This is a genomic window from Methanomassiliicoccales archaeon, assembly GCA_029907465.1.
GTDB lineage: Archaea > Thermoplasmatota > Thermoplasmata > Methanomassiliicoccales > JACIVX01 > JACIVX01.
Genome location: JARYLV010000007.1, coordinates 44,032 through 70,549, shown reverse-complemented (window position 1 = coordinate 70,549; position 26,518 = coordinate 44,032). Strand labels below are relative to the sequence as shown.

The following is a 26,518-nucleotide window of genomic DNA, read 5'->3' as shown; positions in this document are numbered from 1 at the left end:
AATGGAAATTGCCGAAAAATGAACCCATTCCGATACGACCTTCCTCGTGTCTAAGGTCCATTGGTGTATTTTATACTCAGTCGACTTTTGAAGAATTACCATCTTGGAGAAGAACTGGATTAGAGAACGCTCAGCCTGTCGATGAGAATGTCATTGTCTTGGGCTTGTCGAAGGAAGCGAAGACTTCGTTGATTTTGATAAGTGTCGCCGAGGCGATCTTCTTCGTTGCGCAGCTTCCATATGCGAGCGCTTTGTCTGTGAGTTCGAAACGTCCTCCTTTCCTTTGAATGAGTCCTAACAACTTCATCAGCAACAGATATTTCCTAATACCCCGATCCTGCTCATTGATCATTTCAATCTCATCGATCCCAATCTTACCATGATAGAGCTTGCGTGCAAACCGTGCAAGTGGATAATCTTTGATGGTGGAAAATGCAAGAATCGGGAATTTTTTCCCCTCGATCGCGTCCGCGTATGGGAGAACAGACGGCATGTTGAGGGTGAACCTGTTGCCAAGCATTCCCCACGCCCTCGGACCCATGCCGATGAAATTGCTGTGTTCATACGGCCCCTCATACTTTTCCGGGGCTTTGGAAAAACTCCAAATCGTTCTTATTTGGTAACCATGCTTGCGAAGAAAATCGAGGATTAGTAGATATTGATTCATTTCCATTTCAGGGTTCTGTGAAAGACCGTTAATGGATGAAATCTCTTTTTTCTGTGTTCGATTCTGACTCAATGAAATCTTCGAAGCAAGTGGCGTATAAGGCAAGAGCATCAAAGGATATGTTGATATTCCATCGACACCAGTTGATACTGCTATTTCTAGATCGCGCAGGAGCGATTCTTTTGTTTGAAAAGGTAAAGAAAACATAAGGTCGATGTTGATGTAATCGAATTTTGATTCCCTTACCCTCTTGAGAGTTTCTATGAGATCCACTTGGGTCATTTGTCGATTAAGATAGCGCGAGAGGATTTCTTCATTAAAGGTCTGGATACCTATACTCAGTTGACTAACGCCGCCACCACGTAGTCCGTCAAGGACACGATCATCGAGATCGGCAGGGGACGCTTCCATTGAAACTGGGCCGTTGAACTCGAAGTGTTTCTTGACCTCGTCTACAACTCCGCCGATTGATTCATAAAGGAGCGAGGGCGTACCGCCACTGAGGTAGATCCTCTCGATCTTCGCCTCCCCATATCTCGCGGCGTAAAGCTCGATTTCTTTACTTAACGCAGACACAAAATGATCCGCGCTCCTTGCACTAAACCGCTCTCCCGGAAGCGCGCAGTAAGTGCACCGGAAGGCACAGAAGGGCACGCGGATGTTCAAACCAGCGTGATCAATATGATTAGGAAGGACTTCTTCAGGTTGCTCAGCAAATGAAAAGGAGACGCTCGATGCGACCTTTTCGGCCATGCGGTCAATCATCCAAAAAGTGAAACTGGTCATTTCCCGCCACCAAGGTACCGCTGAAATTATGCGTGCTGCATTGAAAAGGCGTAAGCGACGTGAATATACTAAAGATTATTGAGCTATCGGATGATTGATAGATTCCTCGCTCCAACTTCCGCGCACCATGCGAATCAGCTAGATGATGCGATACGGTTCGGCCTACAGTTTACTTGGGAGGAAATCAGTAACCTGACAAACAATCGAAGACCGCAGGAGGACAAATCTTTGGAATATCGGCATGATGCATGATTGCGGAGCGCGTGGCAAGATTTTTGCGAGTGTCATGGAATGAGCGATGAGATTCTCAATGAGTATCATTGGCAGAAATTGCAGTTTCAGATAGACATAATGAGAAGCGAGCCTTTATAAACGAAGAATTACGCTACACCTTAATATTTACATTTCGAGCGCAGCACCTCCCGAATGAAAAACGGAGTCGAGGTCGACTTTGTCTTTGCGTCATCACTCTCATAAAAAGAGGTGGTGATCAAATTGACAACACGGAGAGTTGCTATGAAAGGTAAGGAGCGTGAAGGGATTAGGGTTCTCTGTATCGACGACGAAATAGAACTCCTCGACATCATTAAACTCTATCTCGAGAGAGAAAATAATATCACTGTTCAATGCACCGCTTCGGCGCACGATGCGCTCACCATGATGAATGAACAGGATTACGACGTGATCGTTTCAGACTATGCAATGCCCGAGATAAACGGCATCGACCTCCTCAAGGAGATTCGATCGAGGGGGTGGAGGATACCTTTCATATTATTTACAGGTAAAGGGAGGGAGGAGGTTGCTATTGACGCCCTCAATTTAGGCGCCGATGGATATGTGCAGAAAGGGGGCGACCCTCGCGCGCAGTTCGCTGAGCTCCTCAACATGATTAGGACACTTGTAGAAAAGAAGTGGGCGCTCGAAGCGCTCGAGGTTAGCGAGAGGGCACTTGCCGAAGCTCAGACAATCGGCGAAATGGGCAACTTCATTTTCGATCTCACCGAGAATCGATTGAGTGTGTCCGATGAGTTGTTAAGAATCCTTGGTATGGACGAGTCGTCATTCACAGGCGAATATGAGCAACTCTTCGAATTTATACACCCGCTTGATCGGGAGCGCGTTAGAGAGGCGATGATCAATACACTACAGAGCGGCCGTGGTTGCGAAATTGAGTACAGGGCTATTCCACCAGGTGGAGATGAGCGAGTCATACGTCACCGGTCGGTGGTCATTCTTGATGAGGATGGTGTCCCGATCAAGCTGATTGGTGTATTGAAAGACGTGACCGAGGACGTACATCGTATCGAGCATCTCGAAAGGCTCAATTCAATGCTCTTCGCAATAAGGCGTGTCAATCAATTGATCGCGAGGGAAAGGGATCAAACGAAGCTCATTAAGAGCGTATGCAATGATTTGCTGAGGACACGAATGTATAAATGCATAGCCATCGCCGTCAAGGGTAGTGGAAGGTCCATTGAAGCACATGGTTCTTTTGCAAACAGCGAACTTGAGGAGAAGTTCTCAAAACTGAGATCACTTGATGAGCTCATTTGCATCCGCGAAGCACTTTCAACAGGCGGCGCGATCGTCTTTCCACAGCCAGATAGTCGCTGTTCTGGTTGCCCCTTAGAACATCGGGATACTGAGAGAATTGATATCACTATCACGAAGAGAATTGAATATGGCGGCGAGGTCTACGGTGCTATTCTCGTGCACCTCCACTCTACTGCGATCGTTCAAGAAGAAATCGATTTCATTTGCGATCTCGCTGAGGATCTCGGACATGCCCTCTACGCGCTGAGGATTGAAACGATCAAGATGAAGGCGGAGGAATTGCTTGCGAGGAGTGAGCGACGTTACCGCCATTTCTTTGAGGGGGCGAACGAAGGGTTCGCGATCCTACAGGACGGGGTTGTAAGGTTTGCCAATAAAAGCCTCTATCGAATGGGCGACTACCAGGAAAGCGAAGTACTAGGGAAGCACTTCACCGAGTTTGTTGCTGATGATGAAAGAGCGAGGTTGCTTGATTATTATACAAGACGATTGAGAGGAGAGGATCTCCCATCAGTTTATGAGACAAAATTGAAGAAAAAAGACGGGAGTGTAATCATCGCTGAGCTCAATGTGACTGTGGCTGAGAACGAGGGGGGCATCGCCACATATGTGATCATAAGAGATATCACGGAGAAGGTGAAAATGCGGGAGCTCCTCGAAGAGTCCGAGAAGAGATACCGTCTACTTTTCCAGGTAACGGGCACGGCAATGATTGTAATCGAAGAAGATATGACTATTTCGCTCGCCAATGACGAATTTGTGAAGCTCACTGGTTACTCTCGCGAGGAAATCGAAGGCAAAATGAAGTCGAAGGATTTCGTGGCGGAAAAGGAAGTTCAAAGGGTCACCGAATATCATTTTGCGAGGAGAGAAGACCCATCGAAGGCTCCGCGGAGTTATGAGCTCGAGTTGAAATGCAAAAACGGAGAAATCAAGGTTGCAAAAATCACAATTGACATGATCCCTGGGACGAAGCGAAGCGTCGCCTCGCTCATCGATATCACAGAAGAAAAGAAACTAAGGGAGGAATTGATCAGACAGAGGGAAGAATACGAACACCTATTCGACAGCATCGACACGATGGTCTGGTATGCGACTGACCCAGAAACTTATGGAAAGGCAAACCGGGCGCGAGCGGAGTTCCTAGGGAAAAAGAAAGAAGAGATCGAGGGAAAGAAAATCTGGGAATTCTTGCCGGCACCCGAAGCGGAAGTTGGCGTGCGGGGAAATCGTATCGTCTTCGAGGAGAAGAAGAAGTACAGGGATTTCGAGTGGGTGACGAACGCAAAGGGCGAGAAGAGGCTGATGCTTGTCACGAAAATCCCGAAATTCGACAAGAACGGAAACGTGGAATTCGCGGCCTGTACTGCCGAGGACGTAACAGAACTGAAGAGAGCGCAGGACGCCCTCGCACTCGCGAATAGGAAATTATACCTTCTCGGAAGCGTCACGAGGCACGACATTTTGAATCAACTGGTGGTGATTTCCGGCAGTCTTCAGCTATTGGCTGATTCCGTCAAGGAAGAAAAACAGAAGCGCTTCGTCTCTATGGCGCTGAAGGCAGCAATGAACATCGAGAAGCACCTCGAATTCAGCAGGGACTACGAAAGAATGGGGACATACCCTCCCGAATGGATGAATCTCCGCCAGGCGATTGAAAAAGCTATGGCGACAATCGACCGCACCAAGGCGAGGATCGAAGTGCACATTAGCGAAGATTTGGAGATCTACGCAGACAGATTGCTCGAGAAGGTCTTCAGCAACCTCCTCGACAATGCATTAAAGCACGGTGGCGAGAAGCTCACATATGTACGGATTTCTGCGGAAATGAAGAACGATAGAATCATCATCGTTTGTGAAGACGATGGCAAAGGCGTTGAGACGAGCCACAAGAAGTCAATTTTCGAGGGACGTCACGGCAGAGGTCTTTACCTGATCAAAGAAATATTGTCAATTACGGGGATGAGCATTGAAGAAAACGGTGAGGAAGGTAGAGGTGCCAGGTTCGAGATCACCGTGCCAAAAGGGGTATATCGATTCGAAAAAGAAAAAATGCCAGGCGCAAGCACGAACCCACAGGATAAAGAAACGAGATTCTAATCGCATCTCATAGATTTATGACGGAATTACACCGATCGTGAACGGCTATCCGACCATTTACGCAAGATGTATTCAAAAGCTATCACGTGAATCAGGATTTCCGCATGACGATGAACCGAATGCGTTGCATGCCCAGTAATCAATTGCAATACTTGATTCCTAAAATGATTTTCAATTGAAAAAGAGAAGGAGATGATCCAATCTCACGGACAGCGAATGATGTCTTGCGCCCAGAGACAGTCGGCGCATGAAGGGTCGTTCGTCCAACAGTCCTCATTTGCCTGTCGAAGGTCGCAGTTTGCACCGCAGTCGACGCATGACGGGAATCTGAAATCCCTGACTTTCGATCGAAAAAGTACGTATTCCCTTTCTTTCCATATTTCCGAGAGTTTTTTCTCATTAACATTGCCGAGAACGTATCGTTTGACCTTTTTCTTCGCTCCAAATACGAAGTAAGGATAGGAATGCATTAACGCATAGCATGGGCTCACGCCCCCGTCCCAAGCGATAACAACTCCCTTGTCCTCGATGAAACGACAACGCCTGGTCGCACCCCATTTGCTTCGCGGAGTTGACATAGTCCCCCACATCACGTAATCGCCTGCCATGACCGCCCATCCTTCTGGACGTGGGAGTTCTATACCATTCTCGCCGTATGCGATCTCCTTGGCAGATACTTCAGTGTATGGTAAGAGATGCGTCAAAAGGATGATCGACGCCCCGAGTTTCTTCGCAAGTTTTGGAAGGTGGCTGACTTCGCCGAAGTTCCGCCTTGTCAGGACAAATTCGAGCCCGATCGTCGGGATCCTGTAACCTTTCCTTTCACGGATGTCCCTTAGACGCATCACGTTTTCGACGACAAGATCGAAATCAGCACCGCCCCGCAGTTCCCCAAAAAGCTGCGCCTGGGTGCTGTCCATTGAGACAAAGATCCTATCGACCTTCAAATCGATGAGCGCTTCCGCCTTCTGCTCGTCGAGCAATGTGCCGTTTGTGCTCATCGAGACGCGGACACCGAGCGATTTAACCGCTTCTATCATTTCCAGGATTCTAGGATGTAGGAGCGGCTCGCCAAACCCTCCAAAATACACCTCACGCAGCTCAGGCAGTTCTTTCAAACCTTCCATAATATGCTCGAAAGTCTCCGATGACATGTCCTCGAGGTTTTCATCCCACGCGTTGCGCACGCAGTTAACGCAATGGAGGTTGCAGCGAGTCGTCGCCTCGATGAACACCTTCTTCAGATCTGCCTTCGGGCGGTGGAGTATATAGCCATCACTGATCGTCTCAACAATCCACTGATTAGGGAACACTAGACCCCCTTCATTCAATAAAATTGACTCAGAAGATCCGCCGCTATTACTTGCTAGGAGCTTTTCTGATGCGATGGAATCGCTAGTATTCGATATCAAATGGTCGTTTTGATTTCTTCTCATTGTGCTCGCACCCTGAGCCTGAAATGTAGTATTTTGAATTGCCAATGAGGAGGTCATTAAAAAACATATCCCCGATCTTGTTTCGTTTTTGAGGCGAAATCACCCACCATGAAAACCCAGGAGCCAGAGCTACTAGCTCGATGATAGAGTGATATGAGAACTTCAATGCCGTTCGTTTCGGCTAATAGACGATTTTCGAGGTGGGAGACGAGAATTGTCAATGATTTCCTTTGTAATGACAAATCGATCATCACACGCCTGATATAGGTCATTGCTAACGTAAAGCGAGGAAGAATACTATAACTCCACGAGCACGCCTGTTTCTCTAGCCATGCAAATGGCCGGAACAAAGTCGCTATCGCCTGTCACCAGAATTGCTTTGGTGAATATTCTGGTCGAGCTAAGAGACACGAGATCGATAGAAAGAAGGACGTCGACTCCCTTTTGTTCGAATCCCCCGCGACCGTCGATTTTCCTTAATTTACCCAATCTTACAACAAATCTCGAAAGCTGTTGGAGTGAGTGAAAGAATTTATCCGCTTGCGATTTCCTTTGTCTTTCTTCATCCGTAGGTATTGAACTTTGATAGGGCGGGCAATCGTAAACATAGGTTCGGAACCTGTCGTCATCCCCACATAGAATGTCAGAAAAACGCTCATAATCGATTCTCGGCTGGCCAAAATCTTGTTTTAATACTTTTGAAAAATAACCATTATCGATGAAAACTGCCACTTTATGCAATTTTATCTCCCCACCGATTTTTCCTATCGTCCCATAAGGAACAATAGGGGCTATTTTCGAATAAGAAATTGTATAACTCGCTATTAATTGTTACGCTTACAGATGCAATCACGTAGATTCGCGTGTTAATAGACTAAATTGCAAAGGGAGGACGCAGAAGGGAAGATGATTGCGAAATTCTGGGATTATACTTGTAAAGCTAAGGAAGTTGATTGAAACTAGAAGAAAAGTAACGTGATGATAAAGGGATTTTGAACAGCATTCTAGAACTATCGGCCTGCGCCCTTCATTCACGTTTGAAGAAGTTGAGCAATTTGGTTCGATACTCCAATCTCATTTGAAACGGAATCGCTCAGAATTATTGGATAACGCCCATAGCTCATACAATTTTTCTCCCAGAGTCTCGATGTATTCCCTCCTTTCAACGCATTCTCTCCATCGCTGAGGAATTCTTTCAATCCCGTGGTACGCACCACTGATAGCACCAGTCATCGCACCGATAGTATCGGCATCGCCACCGAGACTGACGGCGTAGCGCACGGCATCCTCAAAGCTCTTCCAGTTGGCGAGAAACGAAAAAATTGCCGTCGGAACCGAATTAAACGCCTCTATCCCGTGACCCAGCTCCCTGATGATCTTCGCCTTGGTTCCGCCGGTGAGCAGTTCTCTAATCCTTTCAATCTTGACCCGGTATACTTCCTCATCGGTAAATTCCTTAAGCTTCAAAATAAGACACTGCGGATCGAAATCGGTAGACTCACTCAATCTCAGTGCCAGTGCGATTGCATACGCCTGCAATGCAGCGCCCTCTATGCCGAGCTTATGCGCGTGAGTGATACTCCCCTGCGCATATGCAACTTCACGCAATTTCTCGACATCGCCATGGTAAAGGAGGGCGACTGGTGCAACCCTCATTGCAGCACCGTTCCCGTACGATCCCACACCGCCAAAGAGCTGCCTCGCTGCCTCGTCCCACCGCATCCCCGATTTAATCATTTTGAAGACCCTTGGAGGTCCACTTGCATAGCCCCTCCAAGGCTCGTATTCATAATTTCTGATAAAAGTCCTCGCCATGTGATCGCCGTCGAATCCTTTCATCTCGATCAGCGATTCTGCGACCCCGATCATCATGTGCGTGTCGTCCGTCCACCTGCCAGTAAATCCCTGATCAAGTGTCTCAGGCAACCAATGGCCCTCGAATCGGCGCCCAAGTGCATCACCGATTGCAGTCCCGACAAGGCAGCCAATGAACTTTGATTTCAAAGAGTCCATCCAATATCTGTTGAAAATTATTGATACGAGATTTACCTTTTTTCTTTTTTCAATTTTTACCTTTCTGATTGCTGCAAAGTTGGTCACACCATTGAGAAAATACTTACTTTCCCGCACGGTGAATAATTTAGAATTCTGAGAATGATTCCATTCACACAAATGGCATTATATGGCATTGTCAAATTATTGAAAGTTAGAATCATGAATGGTCTGCCTCCTGATCAGAGAATCAATACGAACAATCGCCAGAACGTACCATTTCCTCATAAGAAGAGGGGGAGGAGGACGTTTACGGCCTTACTCATTGTTATCACAATATTGTTTGCCTTCATCGCGGTTCCGAAAGGGCTACCAATTCTTTTCGATCTTCTTGAGAGCAAAGAGATCAGTCCCATTTACCCCGCCGAGTCCTCCATTATCACGAACTCGACGCCGAGATTCGAGTGGACTGCGCTTAGGAATATTGAATCATATGAGATCCAGCTGAGCAGAACTTTTAATTTTGAGGTATTACTGGTGGATGAGGTTGTAAACGATACCTCCTTTGTTATGCTAGAGCCTTTGGCAGAGAATTGTACGTATTTCTGGCGTGTTATGCCGATCGGCAATGGAGAAGGAGAGTGGAGCAGGACCTGGGATTTCTTTTTGGGGCATGATGTATTCACAAGGACCTTTGAATGGAGTTACGGTGTCAACTATTACACAATAACCATTAATATTCCTGGCCAGGAATATTATGAATATAGTATGCGCACCCGGTTACCGAATTACGCTTCATATGTCAAATCGGACGATTCCTCGATCCGGGACCTCGCATTCAAGCTCAATGAGCTTGCGGAAAAAGCGATGTTTACAAAATACAGGAAGGCGGAATTCGTCCTCTCTTTTGTGCAAAGCCTAGAGTATCTTTCGGATCAAGAAACGAAGGGCGCTATTGAGTATCCCAGATACCCTGTCGAAACGCTCGTTGACGGTGGCGGGGATTGCGAGGACACCGCAATCCTTTTTGTCTCGCTGATCCAGACATCCATCCTCAAATTTGACGGCGTTCTCCTCCTTTTTGAGGGGGGTCCTAGCCACATGGCCGCGGGTATCTGGTGTGATCATTCGCTCCCGGGCACATCGTATTTTTTCAACGGAAAGTATTACTATTACTGCGAGACGACGAGCCCTGGGTGGATTATAGGTGAAGTGCCAGAGGACATACAGGGTAATGCGCCTCAGATTATTAATTGCTAAATTGGCCTATCATTCCACTAAGGATGAAAAGAGATGGTACTGCTTGAGAATTGTCACCTTTTTAGCATTTTTTTTTATCTGTTTTTGGTGTGAAGAGTCTCAAGAAAATGCATCATTGAAATTGATTACCTAATAATCTAGATATGACCAGGTGAAAGAATACCGAGAGATTTGTATCATACATGGGGTCTTACGGGAGTAACATTCCCTAACCTGATTTTAAGATAGTTGTGGAAGTCGTGATGAGACTGGATTCCCCCCAAAGGCGAAGACACTACGAAACAACCCCAAGAGCGCGGAAAGAGAGAAATCCTCGAGCGAAGAAGGAGTCTTTAAAACTCATGCGTCGTCATGTTTCAACTTTACATCATAGGTTGTCGATGTGAAACAGGTTTTTGATTCGAATCAGGTATACCTAGATCAATACGACACCATCAGTTGCTCTTGCGATAAATCAGTGAGAGTGTTGGTTCCAGGGTCTATATTACACAATATTAATGAGTCGTGAATAAATTCGAGGTTAAGAGAATGCGCGTCATGATTTGTCCGGACTCTAAATCGATCTATATCAGGTCCTTAGTACGTCATCTAACAAAAAATGGAGCTGAAGTACGCCTCGTGCCTTGGTTCGGCAAACAATTTCCTCTTTCGTTTCTAAAATTAATAAAGGCCAAAAGAGACGGATTCGATATTCTCCATCTACATTGGATTCCATTCAACTGGTATCATTTGATAGCTCCTGTAAGAAAGTTGTGCGACAACTATGGAATAAAGATGGTTTGGACTATACACAATCTTAGACCTCACAAACCTCAATTCGGCGATGATAGAGATTTCATCGCAATGAGATATATCGCCGATTGGGCTGACGCTGGGATCGTACACTGTGAAAGAACGAAGCGCGAATTCCAGGAACTCTATGGAGACTCCCTTCCACTTTACGTAATTCCGCATGGGAATTTTAACGAATATGTGGAATTACGCGAGAGAAATTCGGCACGTCGTCGACTGGGGATTCCGGAAGAGAAAATTGTGCTTCTCATGTTTCCTCCAAACCGGTGGAATAAAGGGATAAGGACGTTCATCGAGGTTCTTAAGCAATTGCCTTCAAATTATATCGGAATAATGGCTGGGCAATGCAGAGATCGTGCGATTAAAGAATACATCCTTAGACAGGAGGATACGCTAAAGAATAGACTGATTGTTAATCTAAACTATGTGACGCCAGACAAAACGCACGATTACTTTGCCGCCGCTGATATTTTCTTCATGCCATATGACGATATCACGACATCTGGGAGCGTGATCCACGCGATGAGCTATGCGAAGGCGATAATCTCGACCGACAAGGGGAATCTAAATGAGTTAGTCAGCAATGGTATCAACGGTTATCTCTGCGAAACCCCTGGTGAAATGATCCAGGTAATAAAATCAATCGATGTCGAGACGGCAAAAAAGATGGGGGAAATGAGTCGAAAAATCGCGGATGGCCTCGATTGGGACGACATTGCAGTCAAAACTATGCAAGTCTACAGGTCCCTTGACGGGAACTAAAATCCTCTTTTTAGGCGCTTCTCATCGTCTCTTTGATATCTATCAGATTATGATTTTACCTCGTTTTGACGCCCCTAATACTTGCAGGATTTTATCGTGAGGCCATTTTTGCTTGAATGATTCTTCAGACTCTTTGTTTGACCAAGTCATATTCTCATTATATGTTATAACATGGCCGAGATGTGAAACAATTGCATCAAGACAGCAAGTGATATACTGGTTTTCAGATTAGCAAAATCCTGGAACAAAAATCAGCGCCAGAATAGGCAATTTTAAATCGTTTATCAAATCCACTTACGTTTTCCCAACATTCCTTCAAAGGGCAAAGAAAGATGTCACCTGACCGACTATTCCATCGACAAGACGCTTCGTGAATTGGACGTCCTACAGAACAAACCACGCTTTTTTGCAATTTTGAGACCAAAAAAGCGAGCTCTTGTCAAGAAGAACATTCGCAAGAGATCAACTGGATTGTTCGAACAAAAACCACCAGTGCCCTCAACAAATCCAAAATCCCTGATCTTTGCGCAAAATATCCCGGTGTTGGGATAATTTTGTGTAGATCCCATGGGTGTATCTATCGCTCCCGGTTTAGGAAAAGAATCGGAATCCATCCCTAGACATTTCCGACTCCGCTTGCGTGATACCCATGCTCATCGATTTGCCATAGGAAAATAAGGTCCCTTTTCCTCCAGCAAGAGGATATCGTAGGGATATTTTTGGGTCCCTTTGAGATGCGCAAGGCACTTCTTCGTGATTTTGTCATTTCTACCAGCAACTTGAACGAGAACATCAGCAGGCTTCGGAATCATTACTCCCGAGAACGATAATCGAGCAGCGCGCATTTGTGACCATAGCCATACGATAACCTAATTCAGCCGAAGTGCAGATTTTTTGAGTATTGAGTTCCTGACCAGCATACCTCAACAGCCTCCCCCGTTATCAAAAATACATTCCGCGATTTTTTTATTATATGTCCCCTATACGATTTATATAGACAAAGAAGAGAACCATTTTTTATTCGCAGTTTCACGATGACCTGAGCACCTTAGAAAACGATTCGAGATCGCTATCCATCTTCAACATTGTGCCTCCGTGAAACATCTCGTGCAAACTGGGTCTTCATCAAAAGGGTCACCCTTTATGGCGTATGCCCTCGCCCTGCATCCACCACAAATCTCGCGATCTTCGCATTCTCCGCAGGCACCCTTTAATCGGTGAGGGTCCTGTAGCTCCGCGAGCTTTTTTGATCCCCTGATTTCCTTCCATATCGTTGCCAGTTCCTTTCTCCTGATATTTCCGAAGCTCATCGGCATGTAAACGCACGACCTCACTGACCCGTCCTCCATTACATGCATTGCGTTGCCGAGGCTACAGAGCCTGGAAAACTCCTCGTTCCTTCTTTCTTGAATGACCCTTGCGTAAACAGGCTCGTACACAGAAACATGCGTTTCGCTCGCTCGATCGATTGCGTTCATGGGGATCGCAGAATAACGGTCCAGTATATCCACGAGCAGCTCTTCGTATTCGCTCACAGGAGGTAAAAGGGAGGACGATGCCCTCCCGACGGGAATTGTTGCCAACACGTCGCAATTGATTCTCTTTTCACGCGAAAAATCGATCACACGAACAATCTCATTTAAATTGAGGTTTGTTACGGCGATTCCGACGCTCGTTGGCACCCCCTCTTCTAAGCAATACATCAATCCTTTCATCCGTGCGTTATGAGAATTGAAAACTCCGGTGAAAATTTCGCTGGAGCGTTCGTCTAAAGTCGGCAGATTAATCGCGACCGCGACCCTTGATTTTTTGAAGAATTTAGCGATATCCCTGTCGATCAGGATGCCATTGGTGGCGATGATCGCGAAAAGATGATGATCTCTTGCAAAACCGACTAGTTCGAAAAGATCCTTCCTCATCAGGGGTTCTCCCCCCGTAAAGACAATGCTCTTAGCCCCGAGGTCAGCCACAGACTCGATGAGCTTCAGCGCTTCCTTTGTATCGAGTTCGTTCAATGACCGATGGCCAGCGCTGGCATAGCAGTGAACGCATTCTAGGTTGCATTCGTTCGTGCATTGCCATCCGACGTGAATTGGTGCGTCGCGGGGGATCATTGCAGAAGATTTGTATGATTTTAGGTTGTCATCAATTATGTGCTTTCTTTTTATATTCAATTTTGGGATCAATTCCTGAAAACTGCTGGTGACCTTTTCTTATAAAACGAAGCAGTTGGCGCAATAATGCATGAATGAGAATTTCATTGATAAGTCGAATTTGCAATTCTTCAGTGAAGAAAAAGGTCGATGCCACTTCTCACTTGCACGCTAATGATTGAATAAATTACGTCAAATGTATCGGTAACCGAATTTACAACAGCCTCATTAGTATTCCAAATCGATCTCATACGATTCCATATTACTAGTTACTCAATCAATGGCCGTTAAGAAAGGTAAATCACGCAATAATCAAGGTTGATACTAAAACAATAAAATATTTAGAATGTGACAATATCCGGAGAAAAAATGATTGAAGGTGGGGCGCTGAAATCAAATAAACAAATAGAGGCTATTTTTAACAACTTGAAGGAGCACGTGATCTATCAGGACAAAGAAAAACGCATCATCTGGTTAAATAAAGCGGCTGCCGATTCTGCTGGAAAGCCACAAGACGAACTGATCGGGAGATTCTGTTACGAGATCTGGCACCACAGGACGGCTCCATGTGAAAACTGCCCTGTAAGCAGGGCGATAGAGGATGGAATTTCATGCAGCGGCGAGATCATGACCCCTGATGGCCGATGGTGGGCTATAACTGGATGGCCTATGAAAGACGATGAGGGAAATATCATTGGCGCTATTGAGTTAACGCTTGAAATCTCGGAGCTGAAGGAAAAAGAAGTGGTATTGAGGAGGAGTGAAGAACGATATCGTACGATCTTTGAAAACACAGGCACCGCCACGATGATAGTCGACGAGGACATGAGGATATTGCTCGCAAACGAAGAAGTTGAACGTCTTACTGGTTATTCAAAGAAAGAGATGGAGGGGCGTTTGAACATCACAGACATCATTGCCGTGGAGGAGAGGGAAAGAATTGCGGAGCGTCACACTCATGTAGATTGGGATAAGGTCATGGAGTTTCACAGAGGTGCCCCTCGTAGACACGAATTTAATCTCCTGACGAAAAAAGGCGAGATAAAAGAGTGTGAGATGATAGTCTCCCCGATCCCTGGAACAAAAGAATCCGTCATTTCGATCATCGATGTGACCGAGTTGAAGAGGACAACGAAGGAACTCAAGGAAATGGCTGAAGAACACATGATGCTTCTTGACAACATCGACACGATGGTCTGGTATGCCACAGACCCAGAGACGTATGGGCTCGTTAACAGGGCTCGTGCGGAATTTTTGGGGCGGAAGAAAGAAGAGATTATCGGAAGGAAACTACGCGAAATCATCCCGAAGGAGATATGCGAAAGATGTATCGAGGGCAACAAGAAGGCTTTTTCTGGCGAAAAGATCGCTCAAGAAGAGTGGATGCCCGGGCCAGATGGGAAACCAAGGTGTATCTGGGTCACAAAGATGCCGAGATTTGGCGAAGATGGGACCGTTGAACGTATCTTTTGCACTGGGACAGACATCACCCATCAAAAGGATATGGAAAATGCATTGCGCTTGGCTAATCTGAAGCTCAATCTGTTGTTTAGGCTCACAAGACATGACATTTTGAACCAATTGGCAGTTATCCAGGGATATCTCGACCTCATTAGAATGCCGTCCAATAAAATCCCCTTGGATCACTGTCTTGACAAAATTGAACATGCCACCAGACGGATCGGGGAGCACCTGGAATTCACGAAGGAAATGGAAGACTTAGGCAAAGAGGCGCCCGTATGGATGAAACTCATAGATCCGATTGAGAAAGCGCTTTCCCAGCTTGATTTCGAGGGGATTGATGTTCATATCGACGAAAAATTGCGAAGTATCTTCATCTTTTCAGACAGCATGATCTGGAAAGTATTTTACAATTTAATGCACAACACACTGAAACACGCCAAGACAGCGACTCGTATTTCGATATCTGCGAACATTTCGGATGACGAACTGAATATCATATACGAGGATAATGGGCCTGGGATTAAGAAACAGAGGGGCGAAAATATCTTTGAGTCCTCCCTTGTCAGAGGCGGTGGGAAAGGACTCTATCTGATCAAAGATATCCTCTCGATCAACAATATGCACGTCGAAGAAATCGGTATGGAGGGTGTGAAATTCGTCATCCACGTGCCGCCACATCGATTCAAAGCATATAACTGACTGCAACAGATATCGGTGGATCGGCGAAATATCAGATTTGAATTGAAGCTACAATGTAAACTGGTCGGAACTCTTACTACAATGCTTTCGGTGAACGACAGAGGTGCATTCTCGCAAACTTTCGACGTTCTAACAAATTCGTTTTAATTTATCCCTAACATGAATAGGAACACACCAGCCTCAGTCCATACAACTCTGCGAATACTTCACCTTTCATTGAGCAAATTGTCACTAAAACGGATGAGCTTCCCTCTATTGGAATTGAACGATAATTTCGTGCGGCATCTTGTTGATCATGTATGTCTCTTCTCTGTGATCCAGATGTTTCAAAATTTATCACGAGTAACCGTTGTTCAAATTCCATTCATACCACAGTCTGTAAGCGTAAGATCGATCGAGAAGGTGTCCCACCACCAAACGAGATACGCAGATAAGAGACGCAAATGATCGCAAAGCCGCAAAAAGGGATACTGGGAAAGGCGGGTTCTCGGTAATCCAATCACAGAGAGAACGATGTTGATATTCTTTGAATGAGGAGGAGGGAACCTAATCGCTGTGTCCCTTCGATGAAGATCTTTCTTGATTTCAAGCTTCGAAAATGAGAAGTACAGCGACATGAGGGTAATAGATCTGGACGTATTGAATGCTAATTCATTTGTTACATTATCATAAACCAAAAACACAAAATTTATAATCGAAAAGGTCTGTAAAAAAATTAGACCGAAGGAGATGGGGGGTTAATTGGTAGCTTTGAATAGACTGGGCTGTTCCTGCCCTTGCGGGCTAGACTGCACGTGGTGTGTGTACAATAGAATTAAAGAAACCGAGGGATATGGATGCCCAGGATGTTCCGAAAAGGAGAGCTGTGCGATTCGAGACTGTTGCCAAAGAAAAGGATTGACTTGCGACGAGTGCACATCTTTTCCGTGCGTTAATTTCATCAACGGTTTCGAGTGCATGAGGGCTTTCGAATGGTATTGATTCTCTAGCAAGTGATAGGGTGTTGACTTGACAGGTAATGAAAAAACAGTAGAGAGTACTCACACTGGTAGCGATATCTTGATCAGAGAAAAATTGGTGGCAAAGCTCGAGAAGCTAATGGAAGAACATGATTACGATCGGAGCGCTTTGCTCGAAGTGCTCCAGAAGGCACAGGAGATCTTTGGGTACCTCGACAGGAAGATCTTGATCCTCATTGCTGAGAGACTACACGTCGCTCCTAGCCAGGTCTATGGCGCTGCGACATTTTACAATTTTTTCAGGCTGAGGAAGCCTGGGGAACACATCATCACGCCGTGCATGGGGACAGCATGCTATGTCAAGGGTGCAGGTGAGATTCTCGTGGCAATCGAGCGCGAGCTTGGGGTCGAGAGGGGAAAGTCCACTCCAGACGGAAGAGTTACTCTATTCATCACGCGTTGCATCGGTGCGTGCGCAATGGCGCCGAATGTAATAGTCGACGATGAGGTCATCGGCAAAGCGACAAAAGAAGGCGTTCTGGAAAGAATTAAGAAATTCGCTGGGGGAGAAAACTGAAGGTCGAAGACATTGAGAAGATCGCAGAAGAAGAACGGGAAAAACAGAAAAGGTTCAGGTATAGAATCAACGTCTGCTGCTCGAGCAGCTGCATCTCGCTCGGCGCTTTGAAAGTCCTTAAATCATTCGAGAGAGCGGTTAAGGAACTTGGTCTGGAAGACCAGTGCAAAGTCGCGAGAACGGGATGCCCAGGAACATGTTCGGCTGGTCCAGTGGTCCTCATCGAGCCTGGCGATTATTTTTACGAGGGTGTTACACCGGAAAGCGCGCGGGAGATCGTTGAGGAGCATGTGATCCGGGGCATACCCCTGAAACGATTCCTCTACAGCGTTCCGGAATTCTTCTCAAAACAAAAAAGGCTCGTACTGAGGAACGCTGGCAAAATGGACCCCCTTGATATCCGTGAATACATATCGCGTGGAGGTTACGCCGCACTCGTCAAATGTCTCACAAAAATGAGTGAAGACGACGTCATCAACGAGGTCTTCAAGAGCGGATTGAGGGGGCGCGGTGGTGCTGGCTTCCAGACAGGACAGAAATGGAAATTCGTATCGAAGGCGGCCGGTTCTCCGAAGTACATCATAGGGAATCTAGATGAGGGCGACCCAGGCGTATTCGCCAATAGGACGCTTGCTGAAGCGGATCCTCACGCGATTATAGAGGGGATGATCATCGCGTCTTACGCGCTCAAGGCCGAAAAGGGATATTTGTATACGAGGGCTGAATACCCGCTCGCTATCGAGACGCTCAAGAAGGCGATACAACAGGCCAAATCACTTGGTCTACTTGGCGAGAAAATACTCGGAACGGATTTGAATTTTGATCTTGAGCTGCGCCTGGGAGCGGGCGCCTTTATCGCGGGGGAGGAAACGGCGATCCTCGCTTCCATCGAGGGGATGAGAGCTATGCCCCGTCCCCGCCCGCCTTACCCCGCGTCATCTGGCCTTTGGGGAAAACCGACATTGATTCAGAATGTCGAGACACTCGCAAATATTCCTCTCATCGTGCTCAACGGAGGGGAATGGTTTTCGAAGATCGGAGTACCACATTGCCCTGGGACGAAATGTTTCTCGCTCACTGGCAAAATTAAGAACCCCGGCCTCATCGAGGTCCCGATGGGGATCACGCTCAAGGAGGTGGTGTTTGAGATTGGAGGTGGCGTACCAGATGGAAGAAGATTCAAAGCGGTTCTTGTCGGAGGCCCTTCCGGTGGTTGTCTGCCAGAATCGCAGCTCCACCTCCCTATCGATTACGAGTCGCTGACGAAAGCGGGCGCGATCATGGGGTCTGGCGGCATCGTCGTGCTCGATGATGAATCCTGTATGGTCGACACGGCGAAATTCTTCATCGACTTCTGCGTCGACGAATCCTGTGGCAAGTGTACGCCCTGCCGTGTCGGGCTCGTCAAAGTGAGGAAAATCCTCGAAAGGATCGGACATGCGAAAGGGGTCGAAAAGGACATCGATCTCCTCGCAAAGGTTGGCGAATACATCAAAGAGGCGAGCCTCTGCGGCCTCGGCCAGACAGCCCCGAATCCCGTTCTCACGACGATCCGCTATTTTAAGGAAGAGTACATGGCGCATATCCTCGACAAAAAGTGTCCGACGGGGAGATGTGATATGGGTGCGGAGGGGTCATGAAATCAGTCAGATTGACTATTGATGGCAGGGCGGTCGAGGTTCCAGATGGTACGACGATCCTCGACGCTGCCATGGCGAACGGGATCAAAATCCCCACTCTCTGCCATTTGGAGGGGGTGAAGGACTACGGCGGATGTCGCCTTTGCCTCGTTGAGATCAAGGGGTCACCAAAAGTCTTTCCAGCCTGTACGACACCAGTCGGCCAGGGCATGGAGGTCACAACGAATTCTGACCGGCTGAAGGAGTACAGGAAAATGGCCCTCCAGCTCTTACTCTCCGAAAGGGCACATATATGCTCAGTCTGTGTGGCGAATGGTGCCTGCGAACTCCAATCACTGGCAAGCGAACTGGGCGTCGACCAGCTCATTTTCGAGCGCGACTGGCCTGAACTCAGTGTCGATCTCACACACGCATATCTCGTCATCGATCGGAACAGGTGCATCCTCTGCACCCGCTGCATTCGGGTTTGTGATGAAATCGAAGGTGTCCACACGCTCGACCTCATGCTCCGCGGTAAGGAGACACAAGTCGTGATAGACCTCAACGAGAACTGGAAAAATGCCACCTCCTGTACGGGCTGTAGGAAATGCGCGAAGGTCTGTCCAGTCGGGGCGATCTATGTGAAGGGAGAGGCGCTCTCCTCCACGAAGGACAAAGAAGTGGCGAAATTTATCACCGAGAGGAGGCGATCGGCGTTTGAATAAAGTCAGGGTAGCGACCATTTGGCTCAGCGGTTGTTCAGGCTGTCACATGTCATTCCTCGACCAGGACGAATTTTTGATGGAGTTGGCGAAGCTCGTGCAATTCGTCTATTCCCCGCTCATCGACGTGAAAGAATTTCCGGAAAATGTGGATATCACGATCGTCGAGGGGGCGGTTGGGAACGAGGAGCAACTCGAGTTGATTGAAGTCGCGAGGAAGAGGACAAAACAGCTGATCGCCCTCGGCGACTGCGCCGTCCATGGTAATGTCACATCGCTGAGGAACGCTTTGAGAGAGGGGGACCAGGCGGTGCTGAAGAGAGCATATTTAGAACTCGCTGATACCACACCACAGATCCCTTCAGAGGTCACGCCCTTGTTGAAAAAAGCGCATCCCCTTCATGAGATTGTGGAAGTCGACCACTTCATACCAGGCTGTCCTCCGCCGGCGTCTCTCATCACTTATGTCTTAACGGAACTCCTCGCCGGGCGAAAACCGGAGATGGAGGGGAAGGCGAAGTTTGGATAGGAGGGTCTCCCATGGTAAAAGAAATTACGATCAACCCCGTGACGAGAATTGAAGGACATGCCAAAGTGACGATCTTTCTCGATGATGATGGGTCTGTGAAAGATGCAAGATTCCAGATCAATTTCTTCCGTGGGTTCGAAAAGTTCTGCGAAGGTCGTCCATATTACGAGATGCCGAGCATCACCTCGAGGGCATGCGGTATTTGTCCTGTTAGCCATTTGATCGCGTCGGCGAAGGCGTGCGATGCCCTCGTTTCTGTAACGATCCCTGAAGCAGCGGTAAGACTCCGGCGACTCATGCACATGGGCCAGATTATCCAATCGCACACGCTCAGCTTCTTCTACCTTTCTTTTCCAGATCTCCTCTTTGGCATGGATGCAGATATTGAAAAGAGGAATATTTTCGGGCTTATCGAGAGCGATCCAGAAATCGCAAAGAACGGGATCAAGTTACGGAAGTTTGGCCAGGAGATCATTGAGAGACTTGCAGGGAAAAGGATTCATTCAAGCGATTGGATCGTGCCAGGTGGCGTCAGGTGGCCGCTGACGAAAGAAAAAGGGGAAAGGATCGCTGCCGATCTGCCAGAGGCAAAGAACATCACGATTTCTACGCTAGAGAAATTTAGGAATATGCTTCAGCGTTTTGACGAGGAAATCGAGCATCTTGGCAACTTCCCCTCGAATTACATGGGACTTATCACACCAGATGGCGAACTCGAACATTACGACGGGCTATTGAAGATCATTGATTACCAAGGAGAAGTGATCGCCGATTCCCTCGATCCAACGAAATACAAGGAATTCATCGCGGAGGCGGTTGAGCCGTGGTCGTATATGAAATTCCCTTATTACAAGCCGCTGGGCTACCCTGGCGGAAGCTACCGGGTCGGCCCGCTCGCAAGGCTCAACATCGCGAAGCGGTGCGGCACGCCACTCGCTGACGAAGAGATCAAAGAATTCAGGAAGTTCGGAAAGAATGGGATCGTGGAGAGTTCTTTCCTATACCATTACGCGCGCCTCATTGAGATCCTCTTTTGCCTCGAAAGGGCCGAAGAGATTCTCAGTGAACCAGAGACATATGCAGATCGAGTGTGGGCGAAGGCTGAGGTTAGCCGTTCAGAAGGAATCGGAGTGGCTGAGGCACCTCGAGGCACTCTTATCCACCACTATAAAGTCGACGAGAACGGTCTCATTACATGGGTTAACCTCATCATTGCAACAGGGCACAACAATGTGGCCTTCAACAGGGCTGTGACGGAAGTCGCAAAAAAATATGTTAACGCGAAGAAGCTGACCGAGGGGATGCTCAACCGCGTCGAGGCCGTCATCCGCGCTTACGATCCCTGCCTCAGCTGCGCTTCACACTCGTTTGGCAGTAGGGGCATCGACTTCGAGTTATACGATGCCGATGGCAGACTCATCGACAGAAATTCACGATAAAAATTCTTGTAATCAAGATCCCTCTCCGATCTCTCCATCATTTGTTTTTGTGAGAAACCAAGTGATGTCACATGTAATTCCGGCAAGACGATGAAAAAGGAACGAGTTACTATCGGTGGGATTCTTGCAATCCTTTTCAAGAGGAGAGTGATCAGTAGCTTTGTAATTCGAAAAAAGATCAGAGAAGATAATCAGGGACCGAAGTACGAGTGATATTTTCAAATTGAATTCCACAATAAAAACCGCACACAATAAAACCCTTTCAATTGATTGCGCGAGATGCAGACCTAAAGGGCCTGGACTGACTTTATGGCGATCTCAATTTCGTATTGACGCACAGTAACAATGGACTCAAACAAATAGATTAACGAGTTGAATTCGCAAGTGCTTTTCAGTAATGTCCAATCAACCTTGTTAAGAATGTATATCCAGCCGCAAGACTTCTTGGCAAGAATTTTCGTGGCTCAGAAAGGAGTGTTCCGACAACATCCGTCAGTGAAAAGAGAGAGTAATCGAAAAATGAAACGTCAAGACCCAGTTTCTTCAATTTGAAATAAAAGGAAGAATCGTCTGTATAGCGCCAGAATTCCCCTTTGAACCCCTTCCCCCTCGATAATGTGGATGAATCGTGGACGAGATGCCAGACAATCGGTGCACGGTGAACATCGAGGCATATATACGTCTCGTAACCTTTCAGCCTCGCCCAGAGAGCGAGAAGGCTCTCATATCGGAGGCACGATTTGCTTCTTCCATACAATTGAGCGAGCGGACAGTCATCGACCGCAGTCTTCAGCAATGCCATGTTACAACCCATCAGGAGCGGTGATAGAATTGATCCCATGGGACCATCCAAATCGATTGTGTGCCGTGAATGATGCCCCGAGACTGTGATCCATTCGTCGTATTTTCTATATGCAGAGAGCGGTCGGCGAAAAGAGAGTGTGCGTTTAGGTGACCTACGCGGTTGAATCGAACCTATCTGGAGCTCCATGTCGCCTTCTCCGCCATAAGGTTGAGAGAAGACAACACCAGTGAGCCCACCTGGATTCTGCAATTGGGAAAAGAGGCGGGAGTATCGCTCAATGAACTCTCTATGAGCAACAGCATCGTCATCGATGAAAATTAGTAAATCGCCATTCGCGGCCTCGATGCCCATTGCGGCCGCCACCGCCACATTGCCCTCTTTTTGAATAATCGTCCTGATGGGCAGATTGTCACCATGTTCATCGATTATCTCTTCGCTGCCGTCTCCAGACGGCTTCAGGACGACAATGACCTCATCAGGAAGGAGAGACTGCGTTGCAAGACTCCCCAAACAATGAGGGAGGGCCCAACTTCTATTATATGAAGTAATGATAACCGATGACTTCATACAGATCGACCTTGCGAGTACCTTCGTTATCGCGTATCTTTCAATCGCGTAGGATATCGATAACAGGATATTTCCACATTTCAGGGAGGGGGACGCAACTCCCCTTTCGTCAGTCCTCACGGACTTCCACTGGGAGCCATATTTTCATATTGTTTCATATCGTATCTCAATTTCCGGCGCCACAGAAGAATTGAAGGACTTGAAACACCGCAGTACGCAGAAAGTAGAGTCCACAGTCTGAAATCAGAAAGTAATGCGAATCATAAAAGGAAAATTGATTCAATCGGAACATGATAATGAATCGGAAAACAATCATTCTTGCCTAGGAGAGGATCAGAAGCAGTACTCGAGAAATTAGATGTGAAGGGCCAGGGACTCCGAATCCCGAGGGCAAAGGGGACAGGAGGGAGCGAAGGTTCCGTGCCGGATCGGAGCCACGATGGCCCAATGCGCAATTCATCGTGACCATTAGTCGATATGAGGATATTCATCGGCAGACTTCAAAGCAAATCCTTGCGCTACGGCGAAATCCGATAACCTTATATGATTTTCTTATTACTTTTTGAGATTTCGTGTTACGGATAAGGCACTCACCTCTTATAAATCTTTAGGCAACAGCGTCAAATGACAACCAAATTACAATCTCTCATTAATGTTGACATACCCAAGAAAGTCTCAGCATATTATTACAGAAACGGTTGATATGGACGTCGTACAATTCTATCTTGTATTGATAGCTTTCATTCGAAAATTCACTCGGAACTCAACAACCAGGAGCAAAGGCGTGCGTTCGACAAAAAGATTTATTGAAGGGTATTACTATTCGCAAAAAGGTGTTATTCAAGCCACAAAAAACATTCCAATGCCGGCAGGGTTAACACCGAATTGTCCCATAGGTGGCGATATATGAACAAAAGCAATGCAAAAATCGTTTATGCGGTGATCATCGTCGCGGTGATTATAGGTTCATTCGGTGGTGGATACCTTTTTGCAAAGGTTTTGACCCCTGAAACTGGGCAAGAGGGGACTTCTGTCGAACGAATCGTTTCACTTTCTGCGGCCTGTACCGAGATCATCTACGCAATTGGCGCTGGTGACAAGCTCGTGGGGGTCGATCAATCGAGCGTCGATTATGCCCTTTCGGGTAATGAGACATTTGAGGGGGCTCCAGGCCAGCTCGAAGACTATCCGGTCGATATTTTCAATAAGACGAACGTCGGAAAAGCTTCAAACCCGAATATGGAACTCATCGTCAGTCTCCATCCAGACATCGTATTCGCATGGTGGTATAACACGGACGTGAACAAGAGGATCGGAGACCTGGGAATTCCAGTCGTCACGGTTAACCCTCAGAATGTTTCGGATGTTTACAACCTTATAAAGACGGTCGGAGCGCTCGTCGGGAAATCCGTGGAGGCGGACGCGGTGATCTCGGAGATGGAGATGAGGATCGACGCCATCGCAGAAAAGGTCTTGAATCTTATTAATGAAGAAAAACCTCTGGTATACTATGAGCTGGGCACCGCTCTCAAGACAGTCGGCCCTGGTACGTTTACCAATGAACTGATCTCGATGGCGGGAGGCATCAACATCGCTGCCAACGAGTCGGTCAGATACCCAATACTCAGCAATGAGTACATCATCGAGAAAAACCCCGATGTCATCGTGGTGGTGAGCTATGGTGCCTCCGTCGATGAGATCAAGAACAGGGAGGGTTGGCAGAACATCGATGCTGTGAAAGATGACCGTGTTTATGCGATCGAGAGCGGATGGGTCACAGCGAGCCCTCGACTTGTGCTGGGGCTCGAACAGTTCGCACAATGGTTCCACCCTGAGCTCTTCGGATAACAGAGGATCACGTCATGACCATTTACATGGTCACATACTCCCAGGAGTTCAAGAGAGCGAACCTCTATAACTGGGGCTGCAATTTCCGCTGCGCAGGCTGCGCGTATGGCGTCATTGGAACACGCAGACAAACCAATCGGTTTATTGGCGTGGAGGAAATAAAAGAGATATTGCTGAAGCTCGGCCCAGAGAGAGTTCACTTCCTCGGAGGCGAGCCGACGACAAATCCCGATCTCCCAGAGACAGCACGGTTCTGTCACGAAGAACTCCACGCATATACGAAGATCGGCCATTCAAACGGTTCCATGATGCCGCCAGCAAACATAGACGCGGTCTCTGTGAGCATCAAGGCGCACTCGAACAAGATCCATGTTGAATACACAGGCGTTCCAAACGACGAGGTGCTAAAGAACTTCGAAAGAATGTACAAGAGGGGAATTAAACTGGAAGCAAGCAGCGTTCTTATTCCCCAGTACATTGACTGCGACGAGATAGAGAGAATAGCGAAATTCATCGCAGGCATCGATCAAACGATTCCGTATCACATCGTAGGCTATGTCCCAGTGCCAAATGCCCCATGGAGGGGCACAAGACCTGAAGAAGTTGAGCACGCTGCCCGCCTCGCCAGCAAATATTTATCGAATGTGACCTTTTCCTGTCTGACCCCTGAAATGTTACGGAATTTGAGGGCCGTCGATCCGCGCTTCAAGAGTGCAGTGGTGGCCTAGGTGAAAGGACCTGGTATCGATGATTTGTACGCCCGGAGAAGACTCCGACGAGCGCTGATACTCCTCGGATTATCCGTGGCGCTCTTCCTGACGATTATCTCATCGATCTGCATCGGGCCCGTCAAGATAGCGCCGCTGACCGTCATAAAAATCCTCTTCGGCGCAACGCATTCTTCTGAGCCGTGGCCACCGATTTACAACGTGATCGTCCTCGATGTACGATTGCCGAGGGTCCTCATCAGCGGACTCGTCGGGGCCGCGCTTTCGGTTGCGGGGGCCGCGATGCAGGCCCTGTTCAGAAACCCGATGGCGAGCCCCTACATCCTCGGTATCTCGTCGGGTGCGGCCTTCGGCGCATCACTCGCGATCGTCGGCGGGTTCACAGTCATGGCGAGCATCTATTCGATCCCGTTGATGGCGTTCATATTCGCCCTCATAACCATCTTCCTCGTCTACGAAATCGCCAAAGTCAACGGGAGGACTCCTTTGGAGACTCTGTTGCTGACGGGAATCGCAGTCGGCTCACTCTTTTCAGCTCTCGTCTCCTTCATGCAGTATGTTGCGGGCGAAAAACTGAGCACGATCGTTTTCTGGCTAATGGGGGGGTTCTGGACAAGCGACTGGGACAAGTTCGCCATCGCAGCTCCCCTGATCGTCTTCGGCATCATCGCGATCTCCCTCTTCAACAGGCATTTGAACCTAATCCTGATGGGAGAGGAGACAGCGACGAACTTGGGACTCGAAGTGGAGACCTTCAAAAAGATAATCCTCGTCCTCGTCTCCCTCGTCACCGCAGCTGCGGTATCCGTCTGCGGGATCATCGGTTTCGTAGGCCTTATCATACCGCACATGATGAGGATCGTCGTCGGACCAGATCACCGCATTCTTACGCCGTCTTCCTGCATCGTCGGCGCGATTTTCCTCATCTGGGTCGACACGCTCGCGCGTACGATCATTGAGCCGACGGAGTTACCAGTCGGCGTGATCACAGCGCTCCTCGGTGTCCCCTTTTTCCTTTACCTCCTGCGCAAGAGGAAAAGAATCATGGGATGGTGATCTG

Annotated in this window: 20 protein-coding genes; 13 read left to right on the top strand and 7 right to left on the bottom strand. The window is 47.6% G+C overall.

The genetic code is table 11. The annotated features are described in order from the left end of the window. Positions 1 to 130 precede the first annotated feature (130 nt). Complete coding sequence (locus QHH00_04375; protein ID MDH7508618.1) at positions 131 to 1,420, bottom strand: radical SAM protein; 1,290 nt, start codon at positions 1,418 to 1,420, stop codon at positions 131 to 133. Positions 1,421 to 1,969: 549 nt separating this feature from the next. Between QHH00_04375 and QHH00_04370 the strand changes: the two genes are divergently transcribed. Continuing rightward, positions 1,970 to 5,107, top strand: a complete 3,138-nt coding sequence (locus tag QHH00_04370; GenBank protein MDH7508617.1) for a PAS domain S-box protein — start codon at positions 1,970 to 1,972, stop codon at positions 5,105 to 5,107. Between the two features lie 203 nt (positions 5,108 to 5,310). Here QHH00_04370 and QHH00_04365 read toward each other — a convergent pair whose 3' ends face one another. The 3 genes from QHH00_04365 to QHH00_04355 form a co-directional block, all read right to left on the bottom strand. Further along, complete coding sequence (locus QHH00_04365; GenBank protein MDH7508616.1) at positions 5,311 to 6,420, bottom strand: tungsten cofactor oxidoreductase radical SAM maturase; 1,110 nt, start codon at positions 6,418 to 6,420, stop codon at positions 5,311 to 5,313. Between the two features lie 420 nt (positions 6,421 to 6,840). Then, positions 6,841 to 7,275, bottom strand: coding sequence for an NYN domain-containing protein (locus QHH00_04360; GenBank protein MDH7508615.1), 435 nt, complete (start codon positions 7,273 to 7,275; stop codon positions 6,841 to 6,843). 342 nt (positions 7,276 to 7,617) lie between these two features. Next, positions 7,618 to 8,556, bottom strand: coding sequence for an ADP-ribosylglycohydrolase family protein (locus tag QHH00_04355; protein MDH7508614.1), 939 nt, complete (start codon positions 8,554 to 8,556; stop codon positions 7,618 to 7,620). Positions 8,557 to 8,715: 159 nt separating this feature from the next. Here QHH00_04355 and QHH00_04350 point away from each other — a divergent pair, with 159 nt between their 5' ends. Then, positions 8,716 to 9,795, top strand: a complete 1,080-nt coding sequence (locus QHH00_04350) for a hypothetical protein (GenBank protein MDH7508613.1) — start codon at positions 8,716 to 8,718, stop codon at positions 9,793 to 9,795. A 537-nt stretch (positions 9,796 to 10,332) separates the two neighbouring features. Then, the gene (locus QHH00_04345) at positions 10,333 to 11,349 is read left to right on the top strand and encodes a glycosyltransferase family 4 protein (GenBank protein ID MDH7508612.1); all 1,017 of its coding nucleotides are present in this window, start codon (positions 10,333 to 10,335) and stop codon (positions 11,347 to 11,349) included. Positions 11,350 to 12,002: 653 nt separating this feature from the next. Here the strand turns inward: QHH00_04345 and QHH00_04340 are convergent. Beyond that, positions 12,003 to 12,161, bottom strand: a complete 159-nt coding sequence (locus QHH00_04340; GenBank protein MDH7508611.1) for a hypothetical protein — start codon at positions 12,159 to 12,161, stop codon at positions 12,003 to 12,005. A gap of 267 nt (positions 12,162 to 12,428) precedes the next feature. After that, the gene (locus tag QHH00_04335; protein ID MDH7508610.1) at positions 12,429 to 13,463 is read right to left on the bottom strand and encodes a radical SAM protein; all 1,035 of its coding nucleotides are present in this window, start codon (positions 13,461 to 13,463) and stop codon (positions 12,429 to 12,431) included. A 408-nt stretch (positions 13,464 to 13,871) separates the two neighbouring features. On the opposite strand from QHH00_04335, the gene QHH00_04330 reads away from it, so the two are divergent. The 7 genes from QHH00_04330 to QHH00_04300 all read left to right on the top strand — a co-directional run bounded on the left by QHH00_04330 (position 13,872) and on the right by QHH00_04300 (position 21,723). Continuing rightward, positions 13,872 to 15,665, top strand: coding sequence for a PAS domain S-box protein (locus QHH00_04330; GenBank protein ID MDH7508609.1), 1,794 nt, complete (start codon positions 13,872 to 13,874; stop codon positions 15,663 to 15,665). 1,008 nt (positions 15,666 to 16,673) lie between these two features. Further along, positions 16,674 to 17,201 carry an NAD(P)H-dependent oxidoreductase subunit E gene (locus QHH00_04325; GenBank protein MDH7508608.1) on the top strand — a complete coding sequence of 176 codons (528 nt, stop codon included), beginning with the start codon at positions 16,674 to 16,676 and terminating at the stop codon, positions 17,199 to 17,201. Positions 17,202 to 17,221: 20 nt separating this feature from the next. Continuing rightward, positions 17,222 to 18,841, top strand: coding sequence for an NADH-ubiquinone oxidoreductase-F iron-sulfur binding region domain-containing protein (locus tag QHH00_04320; protein ID MDH7508607.1), 1,620 nt, complete (start codon positions 17,222 to 17,224; stop codon positions 18,839 to 18,841). Next, positions 18,838 to 19,545, top strand: a complete 708-nt coding sequence (locus QHH00_04315) for a 2Fe-2S iron-sulfur cluster-binding protein (GenBank protein ID MDH7508606.1) — start codon at positions 18,838 to 18,840, stop codon at positions 19,543 to 19,545. Before QHH00_04320 ends, QHH00_04315 begins: the two co-directional genes overlap by 4 nt. Further along, entirely contained in the window at positions 19,538 to 20,071 is a 534-nt protein-coding gene (locus QHH00_04310; GenBank protein ID MDH7508605.1) for a hypothetical protein, read from the top strand. Before QHH00_04315 ends, QHH00_04310 begins: the two co-directional genes overlap by 8 nt. 11 nt (positions 20,072 to 20,082) lie before the next feature. After that, complete coding sequence (locus tag QHH00_04305; GenBank protein ID MDH7508604.1) at positions 20,083 to 21,510, top strand: Ni/Fe hydrogenase subunit alpha; 1,428 nt, start codon at positions 20,083 to 20,085, stop codon at positions 21,508 to 21,510. 90 nt (positions 21,511 to 21,600) lie between these two features. Continuing rightward, on the top strand, positions 21,601 to 21,723 hold the full coding sequence (locus QHH00_04300) for a hypothetical protein (protein MDH7508603.1): 123 nt from the start codon (positions 21,601 to 21,603) through the stop codon (positions 21,721 to 21,723). A gap of 178 nt (positions 21,724 to 21,901) precedes the next feature. Here the strand turns inward: QHH00_04300 and QHH00_04295 are convergent, their stop codons facing one another. After that, positions 21,902 to 23,002, bottom strand: coding sequence for a glycosyltransferase family 2 protein (locus tag QHH00_04295; GenBank protein MDH7508602.1), 1,101 nt, complete (start codon positions 23,000 to 23,002; stop codon positions 21,902 to 21,904). Positions 23,003 to 23,788: 786 nt separating this feature from the next. On the opposite strand from QHH00_04295, the gene QHH00_04290 reads away from it, so the two are divergent. From QHH00_04290 to QHH00_04280, 3 genes are read left to right on the top strand one after another with little or no spacing between them, the layout of a single operon-like run. After that, positions 23,789 to 24,730, top strand: coding sequence for an ABC transporter substrate-binding protein (locus tag QHH00_04290; GenBank protein ID MDH7508601.1), 942 nt, complete (start codon positions 23,789 to 23,791; stop codon positions 24,728 to 24,730). Between the two features lie 14 nt (positions 24,731 to 24,744). Continuing rightward, complete coding sequence (locus QHH00_04285) at positions 24,745 to 25,458, top strand: radical SAM protein (protein MDH7508600.1); 714 nt, start codon at positions 24,745 to 24,747, stop codon at positions 25,456 to 25,458. Next, positions 25,459 to 26,514, top strand: coding sequence for an iron chelate uptake ABC transporter family permease subunit (locus tag QHH00_04280; GenBank protein MDH7508599.1), 1,056 nt, complete (start codon positions 25,459 to 25,461; stop codon positions 26,512 to 26,514). Positions 26,515 to 26,518 lie beyond the last annotated feature (4 nt).

Coding starts and splice junctions, on each gene's coding strand:
- QHH00_04375 (MDH7508618.1), bottom strand. CDS start 1,420: ATGGCCGAAAAGGTCGCATCGAGCGTCTCCTTTTCATTTGCTGAGCAA.
- QHH00_04370 (MDH7508617.1), top strand. CDS start 1,970: ATGAAAGGTAAGGAGCGTGAAGGGATTAGGGTTCTCTGTATCGACGAC.
- QHH00_04355 (MDH7508614.1), bottom strand. CDS start 8,556: ATGGACTCTTTGAAATCAAAGTTCATTGGCTGCCTTGTCGGGACTGCA.
- QHH00_04350 (MDH7508613.1), top strand. CDS start 8,716: ATGGCATTATATGGCATTGTCAAATTATTGAAAGTTAGAATCATGAAT.
- QHH00_04345 (MDH7508612.1), top strand. CDS start 10,333: ATGATTTGTCCGGACTCTAAATCGATCTATATCAGGTCCTTAGTACGT.
- QHH00_04340 (MDH7508611.1), bottom strand. CDS start 12,161: ATGATTCCGAAGCCTGCTGATGTTCTCGTTCAAGTTGCTGGTAGAAAT.
- QHH00_04335 (MDH7508610.1), bottom strand. CDS start 13,463: ATGATCCCCCGCGACGCACCAATTCACGTCGGATGGCAATGCACGAAC.
- QHH00_04330 (MDH7508609.1), top strand. CDS start 13,872: ATGATTGAAGGTGGGGCGCTGAAATCAAATAAACAAATAGAGGCTATT.
- QHH00_04315 (MDH7508606.1), top strand. CDS start 18,838: ATGAAATCAGTCAGATTGACTATTGATGGCAGGGCGGTCGAGGTTCCA.
- QHH00_04305 (MDH7508604.1), top strand. CDS start 20,083: ATGGTAAAAGAAATTACGATCAACCCCGTGACGAGAATTGAAGGACAT.
- QHH00_04300 (MDH7508603.1), top strand. CDS start 21,601: ATGAAAAAGGAACGAGTTACTATCGGTGGGATTCTTGCAATCCTTTTC.
- QHH00_04290 (MDH7508601.1), top strand. CDS start 23,789: ATGAACAAAAGCAATGCAAAAATCGTTTATGCGGTGATCATCGTCGCG.
- QHH00_04285 (MDH7508600.1), top strand. CDS start 24,745: ATGACCATTTACATGGTCACATACTCCCAGGAGTTCAAGAGAGCGAAC.